The 16,602-nt window shown below is 66.9% G+C and carries 17 protein-coding genes; 6 read left to right on the plus strand and 11 right to left on the minus strand.

Annotation, left to right across the window (positions count from 1 at the left end):
• Positions 1–5: 5 nt before the first annotated feature.
• Positions 6–887, minus strand: a complete 882-nt coding sequence (locus HWN72_RS15620) for a tetratricopeptide repeat protein (RefSeq protein ID WP_211150663.1) — start codon at positions 885–887, stop codon at positions 6–8.
• A gap of 5 nt (positions 888–892) precedes the next feature.
• Complete coding sequence (locus tag HWN72_RS15625; RefSeq protein WP_211150664.1) at positions 893–1,669, minus strand: carboxylesterase; 777 nt, start codon at positions 1,667–1,669, stop codon at positions 893–895.
• 247 nt (positions 1,670–1,916) lie between these two features.
• Here HWN72_RS15625 and HWN72_RS15630 point away from each other — a divergent pair, with 247 nt between their 5' ends.
• Entirely contained in the window at positions 1,917–3,254 is a 1,338-nt protein-coding gene (locus HWN72_RS15630) for a glycosyltransferase family 39 protein (RefSeq protein WP_211150665.1), read from the plus strand.
• A gap of 152 nt (positions 3,255–3,406) precedes the next feature.
• Here HWN72_RS15630 and HWN72_RS15635 read toward each other — a convergent pair whose 3' ends face one another.
• Genes HWN72_RS15635 through HWN72_RS15645 form a run of 3 tightly spaced genes read right to left on the minus strand, consistent with a single transcriptional unit; the run spans position 3,407 to position 4,379 of the window.
• On the minus strand, positions 3,407–3,589 hold the full coding sequence (locus HWN72_RS15635; RefSeq protein ID WP_156799861.1) for a hypothetical protein: 183 nt from the start codon (positions 3,587–3,589) through the stop codon (positions 3,407–3,409).
• Between the two features lie 14 nt (positions 3,590–3,603).
• Entirely contained in the window at positions 3,604–3,798 is a 195-nt protein-coding gene (locus HWN72_RS15640) for a helix-turn-helix transcriptional regulator (RefSeq protein ID WP_036525793.1), read from the minus strand.
• Positions 3,795–4,379, minus strand: a complete 585-nt coding sequence (locus HWN72_RS15645) for a hypothetical protein (protein ID WP_211150666.1) — start codon at positions 4,377–4,379, stop codon at positions 3,795–3,797. Before HWN72_RS15645 ends, HWN72_RS15640 begins: the two co-directional genes overlap by 4 nt.
• A 402-nt stretch (positions 4,380–4,781) precedes the next feature.
• Here HWN72_RS15645 and thrS point away from each other — a divergent pair, with 402 nt between their 5' ends.
• Together thrS and HWN72_RS15655 are read left to right on the plus strand one after the other, a co-directional pair.
• The gene (gene thrS, locus HWN72_RS15650) at positions 4,782–6,776 is read left to right on the plus strand and encodes a threonine--tRNA ligase (protein WP_211150667.1); all 1,995 of its coding nucleotides are present in this window, start codon (positions 4,782–4,784) and stop codon (positions 6,774–6,776) included.
• The gene (locus HWN72_RS15655; RefSeq protein ID WP_069708529.1) at positions 6,773–7,450 is read left to right on the plus strand and encodes a spermidine synthase; all 678 of its coding nucleotides are present in this window, start codon (positions 6,773–6,775) and stop codon (positions 7,448–7,450) included. The genes thrS and HWN72_RS15655 overlap by 4 nt, the downstream gene beginning before the upstream one ends.
• A gap of 233 nt (positions 7,451–7,683) precedes the next feature.
• Here HWN72_RS15655 and HWN72_RS15660 read toward each other — a convergent pair whose 3' ends face one another.
• The 6 genes from HWN72_RS15660 to HWN72_RS15680 all read right to left on the minus strand — a co-directional run bounded on the left by HWN72_RS15660 (position 7,684) and on the right by HWN72_RS15680 (position 12,134).
• Positions 7,684–7,908 (minus strand): hypothetical protein, encoded by a 225-nt coding sequence (locus HWN72_RS15660; protein WP_036525786.1) that lies wholly within the window; start codon positions 7,906–7,908, stop codon positions 7,684–7,686.
• Between the two features lie 10 nt (positions 7,909–7,918).
• Positions 7,919–8,806: a bestrophin family protein gene (locus HWN72_RS15665; protein WP_036525784.1), complete on the minus strand. Its 888-nt coding sequence runs from the start codon at positions 8,804–8,806 to the stop codon at positions 7,919–7,921.
• A gap of 22 nt (positions 8,807–8,828) precedes the next feature.
• Positions 8,829–9,059, minus strand: coding sequence for a hypothetical protein (locus HWN72_RS15670; RefSeq protein ID WP_051586844.1), 231 nt, complete (start codon positions 9,057–9,059; stop codon positions 8,829–8,831).
• A 195-nt stretch (positions 9,060–9,254) separates the two neighbouring features.
• On the minus strand, positions 9,255–9,380 hold the full coding sequence (locus HWN72_RS31590; protein ID WP_256434585.1) for a hypothetical protein: 126 nt from the start codon (positions 9,378–9,380) through the stop codon (positions 9,255–9,257).
• Positions 9,381–9,429: 49 nt separating this feature from the next.
• Positions 9,430–10,422, minus strand: coding sequence for an agmatine deiminase family protein (locus HWN72_RS15675; RefSeq protein ID WP_211150668.1), 993 nt, complete (start codon positions 10,420–10,422; stop codon positions 9,430–9,432).
• Positions 10,407–12,134, minus strand: coding sequence for a M28 family metallopeptidase (locus HWN72_RS15680; protein ID WP_211150669.1), 1,728 nt, complete (start codon positions 12,132–12,134; stop codon positions 10,407–10,409). Before HWN72_RS15680 ends, HWN72_RS15675 begins: the two co-directional genes overlap by 16 nt.
• A 228-nt stretch (positions 12,135–12,362) precedes the next feature.
• Here HWN72_RS15680 and HWN72_RS15685 point away from each other — a divergent pair, with 228 nt between their 5' ends.
• From HWN72_RS15685 to HWN72_RS15695, 3 genes are all read left to right on the plus strand, one after another.
• The gene (locus tag HWN72_RS15685; protein WP_211150670.1) at positions 12,363–15,077 is read left to right on the plus strand and encodes a bifunctional [glutamine synthetase] adenylyltransferase/[glutamine synthetase]-adenylyl-L-tyrosine phosphorylase; all 2,715 of its coding nucleotides are present in this window, start codon (positions 12,363–12,365) and stop codon (positions 15,075–15,077) included.
• Complete coding sequence (locus HWN72_RS15690; protein ID WP_211150671.1) at positions 15,074–15,544, plus strand: peroxiredoxin; 471 nt, start codon at positions 15,074–15,076, stop codon at positions 15,542–15,544. The genes HWN72_RS15685 and HWN72_RS15690 overlap by 4 nt, the downstream gene beginning before the upstream one ends.
• A 104-nt stretch (positions 15,545–15,648) precedes the next feature.
• Positions 15,649–16,437, plus strand: coding sequence for a ferritin-like domain-containing protein (locus tag HWN72_RS15695; protein ID WP_211150672.1), 789 nt, complete (start codon positions 15,649–15,651; stop codon positions 16,435–16,437).
• The last annotated feature ends 165 nt before the right edge of the window (positions 16,438–16,602 follow it).

Here is a 16,602-nt window from a genome sequence, read left to right on the forward strand (position 1 = left end):
AAACCTTATTTTGCCGGATCAGGAGAGCCGAGCTGGGATAGGTACTGCTTCGCCGTCACCGCAGCGTCACTGGAAGGCGCGGCCGCAACGACCGATTCCCAGCTGCGCCGCGCGGCGGCATCGTTGTGCGAAAGCATGGCGATGACGCCCGCCTCCAGCCCGATCTCGGGGTCTTGCGGAGCGAGGCTCGCAGCTTTCTCGATCTGGGTCTGCGCCTGTGCCAGCTTGTCCTGACGGCGCGAAAGCGTGGCCGAAAGCAGCCACGCCTGCGCATTGTCCGGCTGCGCGGCGCGCGCTTCGGCAAGGGCGTTGGCGGCCTCGTCGGGCTGCTTCACGGCGACCAGCCCGCGCGCACGGTCGAGCGCTATCGAGGCGGTGAGGTCCGCATCGCCGACGATCTTGGCGTCCGTCGCTGCAGGGGCGAGCAGCGAGAGCGCCTGCCCCGCCTGCCCGGCGGCGAGCGCGGCATTGCCCGCCATCGCGCCCAGACGCGCACGGCTGGCGTGGTCAGCGGGATCGGCGGCATCGCGGGCATTGGTGAAGGCGGTTCGCGCCTCGTCCCAGCGGTCGAGGTCACTGAGCGCCACGCCGAGGCACAGGCCCGCACGCACCCGCTCGCGCCCGATGGCGTCGGCCAGCGCGCTGCGGGCGAGTTCGGCGGATTTCTCCGGGTTCGCCTCGACCGCGCTCATGCAACCGGCGCTGCTACGGGCGGCAGGCATCGCGACGTTCTGCGCCTCGCGGGCGCGGCGGTCGCGGTCTTCCTTGTCCTTCTTCTCGATGATCTCCAGCGGCAGCTGCGAGGCATAGGGCCGTGCCGAACTCGGCAGGCTGGAAGCAGGGCCGACCTGGGCCATCAGCGGAAGGAGGAGAAGCAGCGAGGACATGGGGATCAGGACTCCGGGGTGCCCTCTGCGCGCGGCCCTGCCAACGGAAGCACCAGTTCCGCGACGGTGCGCAGGAGCAGGCGAATGTCGGCATCACGCGAGAGGCGATGATCGCCGTCCTTGATGAGCGTGACCTGCACGTCGGCTGAACGCAGTTTCTCCGCCAGCCTCATGGAGATTTCGAAAGGCACGTCCGGGTCGCGCTGGCCGTGGAGCAGGCGCACCGGGGCGTCGATGGCGATCTCGCCCTCCAGCATAAGGTTGGCCTGTCCGTCTGCCCAGAAACCGGGGTGCGTGGGGGTCGGCTCGGGGCCGTAGGGATTGTCCTCGAAGAGGATTTCCCCGTCCGCGAGCAGCGCCTTGTCCATCTGGGGGATGCCCCATTCGGTGAAGTCCGGCGCCGGTGCGATGCCGACGAGGCCCGCCAGCCGGTCCCCCAGCGCGAGGCCCGCCATCAGCATCAGCCAGCCGCCCATCGAGGAACCGACCAGCACGATCTTCTCGTCCGTCTCCAGCGCGGCGACGAGCGCGAGCACTTCCTGCTTCCAGCGCGTGAGCGTGCCGTCGGCAAAGTCGCCCGGCGATTCGCCGCAGCCGGAATAGTCGAACAGCAGGCAGGGGAGCCCGCTGGCGCGCGCCATCTCGAACAGGGCGGCGGCCTTGGAACCGGCCATGTCGGACATGTAGCCGGGGAGGAAGACGATGACCGGGCCAGTGCCGGGAGTGAAACGGTAGGCGATCGAACGCCCGTCGGAGAGATCGAGATAGCTGGTCGAAGTCATGGTGCCCTTAGTGGGAAGTGGTTGGCTGCAGGGCAAGGCGACGGTGTGAATTAAGAGAAGGCCCACCCCCAACCCCTCCCGCAAGCGGGAGGGGAGCAGGACGTTTCACCCTCCCGCAAGCGGGAGGGCCGGGAGGCTTGGCCCGCAGGGCCTAGCCGGACGGGGTGGGCCAGATTGGTATCGAAACCTCTGGACGCCCTCACCGTAATGCGATCTTAAGTCCCGACCGCTAACCGTTCGGGCCGATATGAGCGCCAAGGTCATCCACTTCCCTACCCGCCCGTCCCGGCTTGCGCTGCGGCTCGAATGGTTCGCCACCGATCGCTCGGTACTGCTCGGTATCTGGGCGCTGTATTTCGCCCTGCGGGTGGCGGTGCTGCTGATCGACGTGGCGCCAACGTCCGATGCGGAGTGGTATTTCACGCGCGCCGTCAGTCTCGCGGCGGGCCAAGGCTATCTCGACAACGAAGGGGCGCCCACCGCGTTCTGGCCCGCAGGCTGGCCGATCGCGCTGGGGCTGGTGTTCGCCAAGTTCGGCGCCGGCCAGGTTTCGCTCGGCCTGTTCAACCTCGTGAGCGCAATGCTGATCGGCGCCATGGCGCTGGCGCTGGGGCGCCGCCTGTTCGGCTCGGAGGGCGCAGCGCGCGCCGGGCTGTTGCTGCTGGCGGTCTACCCCAACGCGATCGGCTACGTCCCGCTGGCGCTGACCGAGGTGTTCTACACCGCGCTGCTGATGGCGGGATGCTGGGTGATCGTGACGCGCACCAGCCGCTGGCACCTCGTCAGCGCCGGGTTCCTGTTCGGCGTTGCCACCATGGTCAAGGCGCAGACGCTGGTGGTGGTGCCGCTGCTGTTCGCGATCGAGTGGCTAAGGATGGGGCAGGTGTGGAAGCGCTTCCCGCGCCTTTTCGGTGAGGGATTGCTGGTGCTCGCGCTCGCCGCGCTGACGGTGCTGCCCTGGACGATCCGCAACGAGATCCAGCTGGGCCACTGGGTCGCGGTCTCGACCAACGGCGGCTATACGCTCCTCACCGGCAACCACGACACCGCGACCGGCGACTACACCCCCGACGCGCCGGTGGTGAAGGAGCTGATGGCCCGCCCCGGCCTCGACGAAGTGGCGCGCGACGCCGAGGCGCGGCGACTGGGAATGGCGTGGATCACCGCGCATCCCGACCGCTTCGCCAAGCTGCTGCCGAAGAAGTTCCTGCGCCTCTGGCTGCCCGATGGCGAGGCCGAGTGGGCCTATCAGGGCGGCGCGACGGGCTATGCGCGGTTCGAGATGGTCTATCGCGCGGTGCGGGTGCTCAATCAGGGGTACTACGTGCTGCTGATGGCGGCTTTTGGCGCCGCGTTCTTCGTGATGATCGCAAGGCGGCGCCGCGACGGGCAGCGGTGGATCGGCTGGTGGCTGCTGCCTTACGGGATCGCGCTCTATCCGACGCTGATCTGCCTCGTGTTCTCGGGCCAGTCGCGGTTTCACTATCCGGTGATGCCGTGGGTCTGCATGACGGCCGGGTGGCTGGCGATGACGGCGCTGGGCAAGCTGAGCGAACGCGGAACGCACGTGCATACCCTGCACTGAAGGGCTCGAGCCCTGGACGGGTGGTTGTGAACCGGCAACGTGGCAGCGTGAGGCGCAGGGGCTTCGACAAGCTCAGCCTGAGCGGATTTCAGGAATACCCCTATTCCCGCTCAGGCTGAGCTTGTCGAAGCCCCCCCGCGCAGAAAGCACCGCTAGTAAAGGATCGGCGCCACGACCCGCAGGATCACCTTGCCATCGGCACGGATCGTGCCGAAACCGGTCTCCTCACGCGGCCGGGCAGGTTCGGCGGCGGACTGGAACAGTCCCAGCGACACCGCGACAGCCGCCGCGATCGCCACCGCCACGCCGACCCGTGCCCCACGCCTTCGCTTCAACGGCCCGCCAGCCATCACTCGCCCCTCTGGAATATCTCTTCGATCGTCATACCAAAGAGGTCGGCAATGCGAAAGGCCAGCGGCAGCGAGGGATCGTAGCGCCCCGTCTCGATCGCGTTGACGCTCTGGCGCGAGACTTCCAGCCGCTCGGCCAGATCCTGCTGGCTCCAGCCGCGCTCGGCGCGCAGGACCTTGAGGCGGTTCTTCACGCCTCCCTCCAGCGATTGACGATAGAGCTGGCGCCCAGTCCCACCGCCCACACCGGCACGGCGGCCCAGCCGGGAACGTGCGGGACCAGTTCGAACGTCTCGAGGAAGCCCCAGACGGTCGCCACCGCCAGCAGCAGCCCGGTGGCCCAGAGAGCCGCGTTGATGACACGCATGCGAAGATACTCGTCGGTCTCCTCCACCAGATAGCGCGCCATCGTCCACAGCATGAAGAAGATCGGCAGCGCCGGCAGCAGCGCCAGCAGCCAGAGCAGAGGCCCGGATGCGCCGGACTTGGCCCCGAAGACGGCCACGAACAGGAAGATCACATAACCGAACGCCCAGATCAGGCCCCGGCGATTGTAGCGCCGCGTTGCGGGAGACAGCGCTCCGCACGCTGCCTGTGCCTTCTCGGAAGCGCGGACCAGCGGGATCAGCAGCAGCATCGGTGGGATCATCACCAGCGCTGAGGGAATCGACCCCAGATCCAGCGCACGCGCGGCGAACCCTGTGCCGAACATGCCTACGAAAAACGCGCCACCCCAGAACCAAGCGGGTCCGCGCGACAGGGTTTGGTCCGTCATGACAAGCCTCCTTGCTTATGTGTAAAGGACGTTTGTCACTCTAGTCATCATAAGTCAAGCAACATTGACATTATGGAAAGTAACCTCGTCGTCATCGGGTGATCCCGGGACCACGCTTGGCTTTCCGCGCCCGAATCGCTACATTGCGCTCATGCTGTTGCGCACCGCCAAGACTACGACCCAGACTACTCGGCTCGTCCGGGCACGGTTGGTCGCAGGCTGAGCAAGAACCGCCGTCGCCCGGATTTCGGGCGAGATTGGCGTCTCTCGTTTCCGAAATAGAGCCATTTCAGCCGACGCCGCACCTTCACCCGGAGGCGCGCCTGTGCCATGGCGCCCCCAAAGGTTTTCCGCCCACATGCTCTGGTATGGCATGGGGCAAACGAGAGAATGAGTTCGTCCATGTCCGAAATGTTCAAGATCAGCCTGCCCGACGGTTCCGTGCGCGAGATGCCGCAAGGCTCGACCCCGGCCGACGTCGCTGCCGCCATCGGCCCCGGCCTCGCCAAGGCCGCCCTCGCCGCGAAGATCGACGGTGAACTGGTGGACCTCAGTCGCCCCTTCACCGGCGACGCCAGCCTCGCGCTCGTCACCAGCCGCGACGAGGCCGAGGCGCTGGACCTGGCCCGCCACGACTTCGCGCACGTCCTTGCCGAAGCGGTGCAGGCGCTGTTCCCCGGCACGCAGATCACCTTCGGTCCTTCGACGAACGACGGCTTCTACTACGACTTCGCCCCGGCAGAGCGCCCGTTCACGGATGAAGACCTGCCCGCGATCGAGGCGGAGATGCGCAAGATCATCGCCGCCAACAAGCCGCTGCGCCGCGAAGTGTGGGATCGCGAACAGCTCATTAGCCGCTGGAAGCAGCAGGGTGAGAGCTTCAAGGCCGAATGGGCCGCCGAACTGCCCGGCGACGAGCCGCTGACGGTCTACTGGTCGGGCGACGACTGGCTCGACATGTGCCGCGGCCCGCACCTGCCCTCGACTGGCAAGCTGGACCCCGCCGCCTTCAAGCTGACGCGCGTGTCGGGCGCCTACTGGCGCGGCGACCAGAACAACGCGATGCTTTCGCGCATCTACGGCACCGGCTGGCTCAACAAGAAGCAGCTGGCCGAGCACCTGACGCGCCTCGAAGAAGCCGCCAAGCGCGACCACCGCAAGCTCGGTAACGAGATGGACCTGTTCCACCTCCAGCACGAGGCGCACGGCTCGGTGTTCTGGCACCCCAAGGGCTACGTGATCTATCGCGCGCTCGAAGACTACATGCGCCGCGCCGTCAACGACGCGGGCTGCAAGGAAGTGAAGACGCCGCAGGTCATGGACGCGCGCCAGTGGGAGCAGTCCGGCCACTGGGGCAAGTACCGCGAGAACATGTTCGTCATCCCCGACGAGGTGCCCAACACCGAGGACGACGGCCCGATCATCTCGGACGACGCGCAGTGGATGGCGCTCAAGCCGATGAACTGCCCGGCGCACGTCCTGATCTTCAAGCAGGGCATCAAGTCCTATCGCGACCTGCCGCTGCGCATCGTCGAGAACGGCTGCTGCCACCGCAACGAGCCGCACGGCGCGCTCCACGGCCTGATGCGCGTGCGCCAGTTCACGCAGGACGACGGCCACATCTTCTGCCGCGAAGACCAGATCGTCGGCGAAGTGCAGGCGTTCTGCGAAATGGCGGACAAGGTCTATCGCGACTTCGGCTTCACCTATGCGATCAAGCTGGCACTGCGCCCGGACAACCGCATCGGCACCGACGAGCAGTGGGACAAGGCCGAGGCCGAACTGCGTGACGCCGTGGTGCGCGCAGGGCTCGCCACCGAGGAATACGGATGGGAAGAACTGCCCGGCGAAGGCGCGTTCTATGCGCCCAAGCTGGAATGGCACCTGACCGACGCGATCGGCCGCACCTGGCAGGTCGGCACGATCCAGTCCGACCGCATGCTGCCCGAGCGCCTCGACGCGCACTACATCGGCGAAGACGGCGAGAAGCACCGCCCGGTCATGCTGCACCGCGCGATCTTCGGTTCGTACGAGCGCTTCATCGGCATCCTGATCGAGCACTTCGCGGGCAAGCTGCCGGTGTGGCTGGCCCCGGTTCAGGCCGTGGTGACGACGATCGTTTCGGACGCCGACGGCTATGCCGCCGAAGTCGCCGCCAAGCTGAAGGCGGCGGGCGTGCGCGTCGAGACCGACGTGCGCAACGAGAAGATCAACTACAAGGTGCGCGAACACTCGCTCAAGAAGGTCCCGCATCTCGTCGTCGTCGGCAAGCGCGAGGCGGAGGAAGGCACCGTCGCCCTGCGCACGCTCGGCGCCGAGCACCAGAAGGTCATGTCGCTGGACGAAGCCATCGCCCTGCTCACCGCCGAGGCGACCGCGCCGGACCTGAAGGCATGATCCAGCGCGAACTCCTCGACAGTGCATGGATTCCGGACGGCGAGAAGCTTGAGCTGTTCCGTCACGACAAGGACTTCATGATCGTCATCGGCCACAACGAGCTGATGAGCACGCGTAAGTGGGGCTCGGAAGAAGCTCTTGCGACGATGGCCTACGACCGGATCAAGGGCTCTTCCAAGCGCCCCCACTTCCTGATCGGCGGCTACGGCATGGGCTTCACCCTGCGCGCCGCGCTTCGGGTGCTGCCCGCCGACGCGAAGATCACCGTCGTCGAACTGGTGCCCGAGATCATCCAGTGGGCGCGGGGCCCGATGGCGCACCTGACCGGGGACTGCCTCGAAGACCCGCGCGTCAACCTGGTGATGGGCGACGTCGCGCAGGCCATCGTCGACGGCCATGGTGACTACGATGCGATCCTGCTCGACGTCGACAACGGCCCCGATGGGCTGGTCCGCGAGGACAACAACGTCATCTATTCCAAGGTCGGCCTTCGCGAGGCTTACGGGGCGCTGACCCCGGACGGCGTGCTGGCGATCTGGTCGGCCGGTGCCGATCCTTCCTTCACCCGCCGCATCGAGCGGGCGAGGTTCGCGGTGGACGAAGTGAAGGTCCACGCGCGCAGCAACGGCAAGGGGCCGAAGCACGTGATCTGGTTTGCGTCCAAGAGCGAATAAGGGAAGTCCTGGGGCCATCGCCCCAGACCCCTGAACTGTCGTCGTAGCGCGCGCAGTAGCGTTTCGTATGGACTGCAGCCTTAATAATGGCCTGCGGCGCATCACCTCAAGTTCGTCATTGCGAGCGTAGCGAAGCAATCCAGGGCAGTTTCATACCGCGCTGGATTGCTTCGCTACGCTCGCAATATCGAGGTGATAGCCTCACAATGAGCGTGCGGCGCCGCTGCCCGCAATCAGCTCGACGGTAACGGGGGTGCAGGGGGACCATGCTCCCCTGCTTTCTTCTTCGAACCCTTCGAAACCGCCACGATCACCGCACTGCCGAGCAATATCCCGGTAACCATGGTCCCAACCGCCAGAAGCCCAACCGGACTGAAATCCGCCCGGGCTTCCGCGCTGAAGACCTTGCCGAAGCGCAGCGCAGCGCTGGTGACCTGACGATCCTTGTAGAGCTTCATACCCCCAAGATTACCACAGCACCCCGTGCTTGTCAGGCTGGACGGGTGCGGGCGCTGGCTCGCCGATCGCCTGCAGCAGGTCGATCTCGATCGTGCGGCACATGGAATTGAGCGGCAGGTCGTGGACGTCGTTGGCGAAGGGGTCGACGAGATCGTCACCGATCGCCAGCACCGCGAGGAACATCAGCCCTGCGATCGTCGAGCCCAGCGGCGTCGCGAACTGCAGCGTCTCGACCAGCCCGATCGGCAGGAGGACGCAGAACAGGTGGGTGAACACTTCGGGGATGAAGCGGTACTGGAACGGCAACGGCGTGTTCTTGAGCCGCTCCATGCCGCCCTGAGAGTTGGCAATATCGACGAGGACCGCCTCCATCTGCGTCTGCTGGATGGTGTCGATCCAGCCCTTGCGGCGAGCCTGATCGATGCGGCGGCCGGTGCCGTCGAGAATGCCGTTGGCGACGTTGACGCGGCTGAATGCGGGGTCCTTCTCGTCACCGGGAAATACGCGAAGGACTTCCTCGTCCTGCGGCAGACGGCGGAGCTGGCAGCGCAGCGCGTTGACGTAGGCGATCTGGCGATAGACGATCTCCCGCTTCAGCTCCGACGCCTCGGGGTCGGGCATGAAGTTGCGGGCCGCACGCGCGATGTTGCGGCTGGCGTTGATCATCAGGCCCCACAGCCCGCGCCCTTCCCACCAGCGCTGGTAGGCCGAGTTGCTGCGAAAGCCGAGGAACAGCGCCAGCGCCGAGCCGAACAGCGTGATCGGCAGCTCCGGCGCCTTGAACGGGAGTATGTAATAGGTGATCGTGACGATCACGTCCCACACGAAGAGCAGCGTCAGCGGCTTCCAGATCTCCTGGATGACGCGGGTGGAACTCGGTATCTTGGCGACGATCATTGGGTCCTGGCAGGCTCCGTTGTCACGGTTTCGGGCTCACGGGCTCGGCAGCGGCGGGGCCGACCTTGGGAGCACCCTCGGTCGAACGGGCCATCGCGATCGAAGTTCCGGTGGCGGGCCGGATCGAGAACCAGTCTACACGGTCCACGGCGACCAGAAAGGCCAGAACGCCGCAGCCGAACAGAAAAAGCAGGCCGTTGCCGATGAACGATTCGCGCACGCGGGCGCGGTCGGCGTCAGTCATGTTGCGCATTGTCATCTCCATCAAAGGGTCGCCTTAAAGATTGGGGACGCCCGATTTCGATTGCATCATCCCAATGCGACAAAACTTTGCTGCAACGCAATATCTAGGTGTGCAGTGCAACAAGCGAGACAAGACGCAGCCACGCTCTGTCACGAAACGTTGAATTTGTTTGAAAAGATTGCCGGCCGATGAACGGCATGGCGCTCAGAAGGGCAGTGCGTCGCGCGCGAGGATGAGCGCCAATGCGCAGCCGCCCACGATCAGCGGGCGCAACCATTCGCTCCCGATGACGGGACGATGAACCTGCGCGAGAGCGACGATGCGAGCCATGCGCGCGACTATGCACGCGCAGTGGTTTCCAAAGCGTTAAGGCAACGTCTCAGACCGACGGCATCTGCTGGCTGGAGCAATGGAACGAACCGCCGCCCGCCAGCACCGCATCGGCCATGACGCCCAGAGTGTCGCGGTCCGGGAACAGCGCGGCGATGGCGGCAACGCCCTCCTCGTCATGTTCGGTGCCGTAGATCGGCACGACCACCAGCTTCGAGGTGATCGCGAAGTTCATGTAGCTGGCGGGCTCCACCCGGCCATCGGTCTCGACCCGGCCCGGCGAAGGGACCTCGGCAACCTTGACGCCCATCGCCTCGGCCCGCGCCTTCGCGTCGGCATAGATCGCGGCGTTGGGATCGTCCTTGCCGGTCGCGCGCGGCACCGCCAGCAGGTTCGGCGCCACGAACCGGGCGAGGTTGTCGACGTGACCGTCGGTATGGTCGTTGATGAGACCGTCGCCCAGCCACAGCACGCGCTCGTAACCGAGATCACGCTGCAACCGCATGTCGAGGTCGGCGCGCGTCAGATGCGGGTTCCGGTTGGGGTTGAGGAAGACCTGCTCGGTCACCGCCACCAGCCCGGTGCCGTCACCATCGATCGCCCCGCCTTCGAGAATCCAGTCGGCCATCTCGACGTCGAGACCCGCATCGCGCGCCAGTTCCTCGCCGATCTCCTGATCGCCGTCCATCAGGTACTTGCCGCCCCAGCCGTTGAAGCCGAAGCGCATGCCCTTGCGGTTACCATGCGAGTCCACGGTGACAAGCGGCCCGGTATCCCGCAGCCAGACGTCGCCGTAGCGGCGGGTTTCAAGCTTCACCTTTTCGGACACCAGCTCCAGCGCGCGGGCGCGATTGACCTCGTCGCGCACGATCAGGCGCACTTCCTGTCCGCTCTCGGCGACGGCGCTGGCGAAATCCGCCATCTGTTCCTGCGCGCGTTCCAGGAAGCCGGGCCACTCGACCGGATCATGCGGAAAACCGATCCACAGCCAGTCCTGCGCGGCCCATTCGGGGGGGAGAGTGAAAGTCACTTGGTGTTGCATCCCTTGGTTGCAGCGGCGCAGTCCCGGTCTTGGATGGCCTTGTCGCGGATCGCGCGGAATTCGTCGCCTGCGCGCCAGTTCGGCCACATCGTGCCGTCCGCCAGCGTGCGGCCGAGGTCGTAGAACAGTTCGACGTCCTGGGTGATGCCGCTCCAGTCCCAGTTTTCCGAGTATTCATCGGCCGGGGCGTGGTAGCGGTTGTCGGTATAGTCCTGCGCGGCCTTCTCGCCCGCCGCCGTGCCGCCGTTCATGAGGTCGCCGCTGCGCTCGACGTTGAACATCGGCACGCCGCGCTTGGCGAGGCTGAAGTGGTCGGAGCGGTAGTAGCCGCCGCGCTCGGGGTGATCCTCAGGCACGTCAGTCAGACCGCGCGCCTTCAGCGCAGCGAGGTAGAGATCGCCCAGCTCGGACTTGTCGCCGCCGGTCTGGGTGTAGGACTTCGCGCGGCCCGCAGGCAGCAGTGCATCCATGTTCACTCCGCCGACGGTGTGGTCGAGCGGATAGATCGGGTTGGCGCCGTAGAACTCCGAACCGAGCAGGCCCGATTCCTCCAGCGTCAGTGCCACGAAGACCTGGCTACGCTCGGCAGGTCCAGTCTCCGCGTTCATCTTGGCGATGGCGGTGAGCGCGGCGACGCCGTCGGCATTGTCGACCGCGCCGTTGCAGATGTCGTCGTTCGGCTTGCCACCCTGCGGCGTGCAATGCCCGAGGTGGTCCCAGTGCGCCGAATAGAGCACGACCTCGTCCGGCCGCGACTTGCCCGGCAGCACGCCGACGACGTTGTTGGACGTCGAGCGGCGGATGGCATTGTCGAACCCGAAGCTGACCTTGAGGCCAAGCGGGACCGGCCTGAAGCCCTTGGCCTGCGCCGCTTTCGTCAGCGCTGCGAGGTCCTTGCCCGAGGCTTTGAGAATCGCCTCAGCCACGGGCTTCTGGATCCAGCCGTTGGCGACGGTCTGGTCCATCGCGTCGTTCGGGGTCTGCACCGAATACTGCGCGCCGGTCCAGCTGGAGTTGACGACGTTCCAGCCGTAGGCCGCCGGGAACGTGTCATGCACGATCAGCGCGGCGGTCGCGCCCTGCCGGGCGGCTTCCTCGAACTTGTAGGTCCAGCGGCCGTAGTAGGTCATGCGGCGGCCCTTGAAGAGGCCCTGCTCGCCTTCCATCGCATAGTCCGGGTCGTTGACGAGGATCACCGCCGTCTTGCCCTTCATGTCTAGCCCGGCATAGTCGTTCCAGCCGAGTTCGGGCGCGTTGATGCCGTAGCCGACGAAGACCAGCTCGCTGTCCTGCACCTGCGACTTCGGTGTCACCCGGTAGCTCGACGCGACATAGTCGTCGCCCGGCTTGAACGAGAGCGAGGCCGCCGCGCCGGAAACCTTGAGCGGCGTGTAGTCGCTCGCGGTGATCGCCACGGTCGGCACCGGCTGGAGCCACTGGCCCTTGTTGCCCGGCTGCAGGCCCGCCGCCTTGAACTGGGCGACGATGTAGTCGAGCACCTTCGGCTCGATCGCGGTGCTCGGCGCGCGGCCCTCGAAGTCGTCGGCGGAGAGGCGCTTGGTGACGGCCTTCATCAGGTCCACCGGCACGTCCGGCTGCGCGCCTGCATCGGCGGGCGGCTTCAGCGCGGTGCCTTTGGGCAAGGGTTGGGCCGAAGCGGCGAGCGAAACGCCAAGCGCGGCCAACGCGACGAGCGGCAGGTAAGGCTTCATGGGGGGACCTCCAGACGAACGGGCGCACAGGTGCCAGACGGCGCGGGTGGGGGCAAGTATGCGCCGACGTCGTCCCGGACTTGATCCGGGACCGCTGGCCGTGAGCGGCCCACATCGCGTTCGAACGCCCCGACGCAAGGCCTCACCTAAAGACAGCCAGCGGTCCCGGATCAAGTCCGGGACGACGAAATCTTGCCCAAACCGCAAGCCGAGGGCAGAACGCCGGCCATGAGTGCCGACTGGACCAGCGCGATCGACCGCGCCCGCGCCCATGCGCCGTTCCTTGCGAACGCGCTCGATCGCCTTCCCGCCGTGACGGAACTGCTGCAGGCCGGCGATGGTCAGGCCGCCCTCGCGCTGGCCCGCAAGGCAGGGGAGGGCGTCGCCGACACCGCCTCCGCCCTGCGCCGCGAGAAGCAGGCGCTCGGCCTTGCTCTCGCCATCGGCGACCTTGCGGGTGCCTTCCCGCTGCTGGAGGTGACCGGCGCCCTCTCCGCCTTCGCCGACCGGGCACTCGACACTGCGATCGTCGCCGGAATCCGCCGCCGCGTGCCGGACTACGACCCTGCCAAGCCAAAAGGCTTCTTCGCCCTCGCACTGGGCAAGCACGGCGCCGGGGAGCTGAACTACAGCTCCGACATCGATCCGATCCTGCTGTTCGACCCGAAACTCCTGCCCCGCCGCGAGCGCGACGAGCCCGGCGAGGCCGCCCAGCGCATCGCCCGCGCGGTCGTCGAGATCCTCTCGCACGTCGGACACGAAGGCTACGTCTTCCGTGTCGACCTGCGCCTGCGTCCGGCCTCCGAAGTCAGCCCGCTGGCGATCCCGGTCGAAGGCGCGCTGAGCCATTACGAATCCTCCGCCCTGACCTGGGAACGCGCCGCCTTCATCCGTGCCCGGTCCTGCGCCGGGGACGTCGCGGCGGGCGAGGCGTTCCTCGCCGCGATCCGCCCCTTCGTCTGGCGCCGCAGCCTCGACTTCGGCGCCATCGCCGAGATCGGCCGCCTGACCGCGCAGATTCGCGCCAGCACGCGCGGCTCCCCGCAAGTCGGCCCCGGCTTCGACCTCAAGAAAGGCCGCGGCGGCATCCGCGAGATCGAGTTCTACGCCCAGACGCACCAGCTGATCCACGGCGGCCGCCACCCGGCCCTGCGCCTGCGCGGCACCCGCGCGACGCTCGACGCGCTGGCCGAGGCAGGGCTGGTCCCGGCCGAAGAGGCACAGCTTCTCGGCGAGCACTACGACCGCCTGCGCACGATCGAGCATCGTCTGCAGATGCAACACGACCAGCAGACCCACAGCCTGCCGAAAACCGCCGAGGGCATCGAGGCGGTCGCCCGGCTCGACGGCATGGCGAGCGGCGAGGCCCTGCTCGACGAACTCACCGCCATCACCGAGGCGGTGGGCGAGCGCTACGACACGCTGATCATGGCGAATACGCCCACCGGCGCGGTCGCAGTGCCCGACCAGTCGACCATGCCCGAGGACCTCGAAGCACTGGGCTTCGCCGATCCCGCTGCCGTCGCCCAGCGCATCGAGGGCTGGCTCGGCGGCAAGGTCCGCGCCCTGCGTTCCGATGCCGCGCGGGCGGCGTTCGTCGCGATCGCCCCGGACCTCCTCGCCGCGCTTGCCGCCGCGCCCGAACCGGATCGCGCGCTCGCCCGGTGGGAGCAGTTGCTCGGTAACCTGCCCAGCGCGATCAACCTGTTCAACCTACTGCAGGCCCGCCCGGCGCTGATCGAGATGCTGGCGCGCATTCTCGGCCTTGCCCCGCCGCTGGCCGATGCCCTCGCCCGCCGCGCCGACCTGCTCGACCCGCTGATCGACGCCAGCGCCTTCGACCTGCCCGGCAGCATTGCGGAACTGGTCGCCGAACTGACGCGGTTCGAGGCGGGCGACGACTACGAACGCAAGCTCGACGCGGTGCGGCGCAAGGTCGGCGAGCTGCGCTTCAAGCTGGGCGTACAACTGATCGAGGGCGCCAACGATCCCGTCGCGATCGGCCACGCCCTCGCCCGCATCGCCGAGGCCGCACTGGTCGTCCTTACCGATGCCACCGCCGAGGAATTCGAGGGCACCCATGGGCATATCGCGCAGAGCGAGATGCTGATCCTCGGCCTCGGCCGCATGGGCGGCGGAGTGCTGACGCACGCCTCGGACCTCGACCTTGTATACTTGTTCAGCGGTGACTTCCGCCGCGAATCGGACGGCCGCCGCCCGCTGGGCGCCACGCATTATTACAACCGCCTGTCGCAGCGGGCGATCTCCGCGCTGTCGGTGGCGACCGCGCAAGGCGCATTGTTCGAGGTCGATACCCGCCTGCGGCCCTCCGGCGAGCAGGGGCCACCCGCAGCCAGCCTCGAAAGCTTCGAAACCTACCAGCGCGAGCAGGCGTGGACGTGGGAGCACATGGCGCTGTGCCGCGCCCGCCCGCTCTACGGCTCGCCCGAAGGCCGCGCGGCGCTGGCCGAAGTCGTGCACGCCGTCCTCACCGCCCCGCGCGAGGCCGAAAAGCTGCGCGCCGACGTGCTGGAAATGCGCGAGAAGATGGCCCGCCACAAGCCGCCGGGCGGCCCGCTCGACGTCAAGCTGATGCGCGGCGGGCTGGTCGATCTGGAGTTCATCGTCCACTTCATCCAGCTGCGCGAACGCGGACCCGGCCTCGATCCCGATCTCGGCGAGGCGGTGCGCGGACTGGCCGCAGCGGGACTCGTCGATGCCGCGCTGGTCGAGGCGCACGACGCGCTTACCCGCCTGCTCGTCGCCGGACGGCTGCTGGCGCCCGATGCGCAAGTGCCCGGCCCTGCTGCGCGCTTGGCACTCGTGCGCGCATGCGGCTATGGGGACTGGGAAGCGCTCGAAACGGGCCTCGCAACGGCGCGCCGCCACATCGCGGATGCCTGGTGCGCGGCCTTCGACGAAACCCTGGAGATAGACGCATGACCCGCCCGCACATCGGCGACCCGTTCCCCGACATTGCCCTTGAAACGCCGGACGGCGGCAGCGTGAAGGCCTCCGACTTCGCCGGTCGCAAGCTGGTCGTGTTCTTCTACCCCAAGGACGCGACCCCCGGCTGCACCACGGAAAACATCGAGTTTTCCGCGCTGCAGGGCGAGTTCGAAGCGGCGAACACCGCTCTGCTCGGCGTCAGCAAGGACTCGGCGAAGAAGCACCAGAACTTCATCGCCAAGCACGACCTCAAGGCCCCGCTCGCGACCGATGCGGAGGAGAACGGTCTCTCCGACGCGCTCGGCATCTGGACCGAGAAGCAGAACTATGGCCGCACCTACATGGGCATGGTCCGCACCACGTATCTGATCGGAGCGGACGGCAAGATCGCGCAAGTCTGGGACAAGGTGAAGGTCAAGGACCACGCCGCCAAAGTGCTGGAAGCCGCAAAGGCGCTGTAACTCACTCTTCGTCATTGCGAGCGCAGCCAAGCAATCCAGGGCGGCTTGAGACTGCTCTGGATTGCTTGGCTGCGCTCGCAATGACGAAACTTGGGAGAACTGCAATGCAGACCACCATCGCCGCCGCCATCCGCGCCGCCCTGCTCGAGTGCGATCCGCACGCCAAGGTGATGGCGACGCGCAAGGTCGCGCGCGACTGGCGGCTCGGGAGGCTCGCCTTCGCGTTCGACGCCGCGATGCCCGAGACCCCCGGCCGTCCGGACGCGCCCGAACTGCTGCCGCCCGGCAAGATGCCCCGGCGCAAGGGAGGGGGCGAACGGGGCCGCATCGCCCTGTGGCACGCGCTGGCGCATATCGAGTTCGTGGCGATCGATCTCGCGCTCGACATGGCCGGGCGGTTCGGGGAATCGATGGGGCGGCAGTTCGTGTCCGACTTTCTCAAGGTCGCGGCGGACGAGGCGATGCATTTCTCCCTGATCGACAGGCATTTGCGCACGCAAGGCAGCCACTACGGCGCCCTGCCCGCCCATGACGGACTGTGGAGCGCGGCGCACGAGACTCGGGGTGATGTCGGCGGCCGCCTCGCCGTCGTGCCGATGGTGCTGGAAGCCAGGGCGCTGGACGTCACCCCAGCGGCGATCGAGCGGGTCCGCACGATGGGCGACGAGCGCGGCGCACGCATCCTTGAACGCATCCTTGACGACGAAATCGCCCACGTTCGATTCGGCGCAAATCATTTCGCCGACCACGCCGAACGGTTGGGCGACGAGCCCGGAGAGCTGTGGAAATCCTTGGTTTTTCGTTACTTTCACGGCTCCGTTAAACCGCCGTTCAACGACTCGGCGCGCCTCGCTGCCGGTTTGTCGCGCGATCTGTATACCGCGCTTGCCTGAGTCAAAACTAACGGCATAAGTCACACTCACGAGACGGCGGGGGGTTCCGACGATCTCCATACTCCTTGGCGCGACCGGTTTCGGCGTGCTCAAAATAGCGTCGCTTTCCTCGGAATGACGGCGGATAAGCAAGGTATTGCGAGTGGTCGTAACGAAATTTTTCGC

The organism is Novosphingobium sp. HR1a (assembly GCF_015594425.1).
Taxonomy (GTDB): Bacteria; Pseudomonadota; Alphaproteobacteria; order Sphingomonadales; family Sphingomonadaceae; genus Novosphingobium; species Novosphingobium resinovorum_A.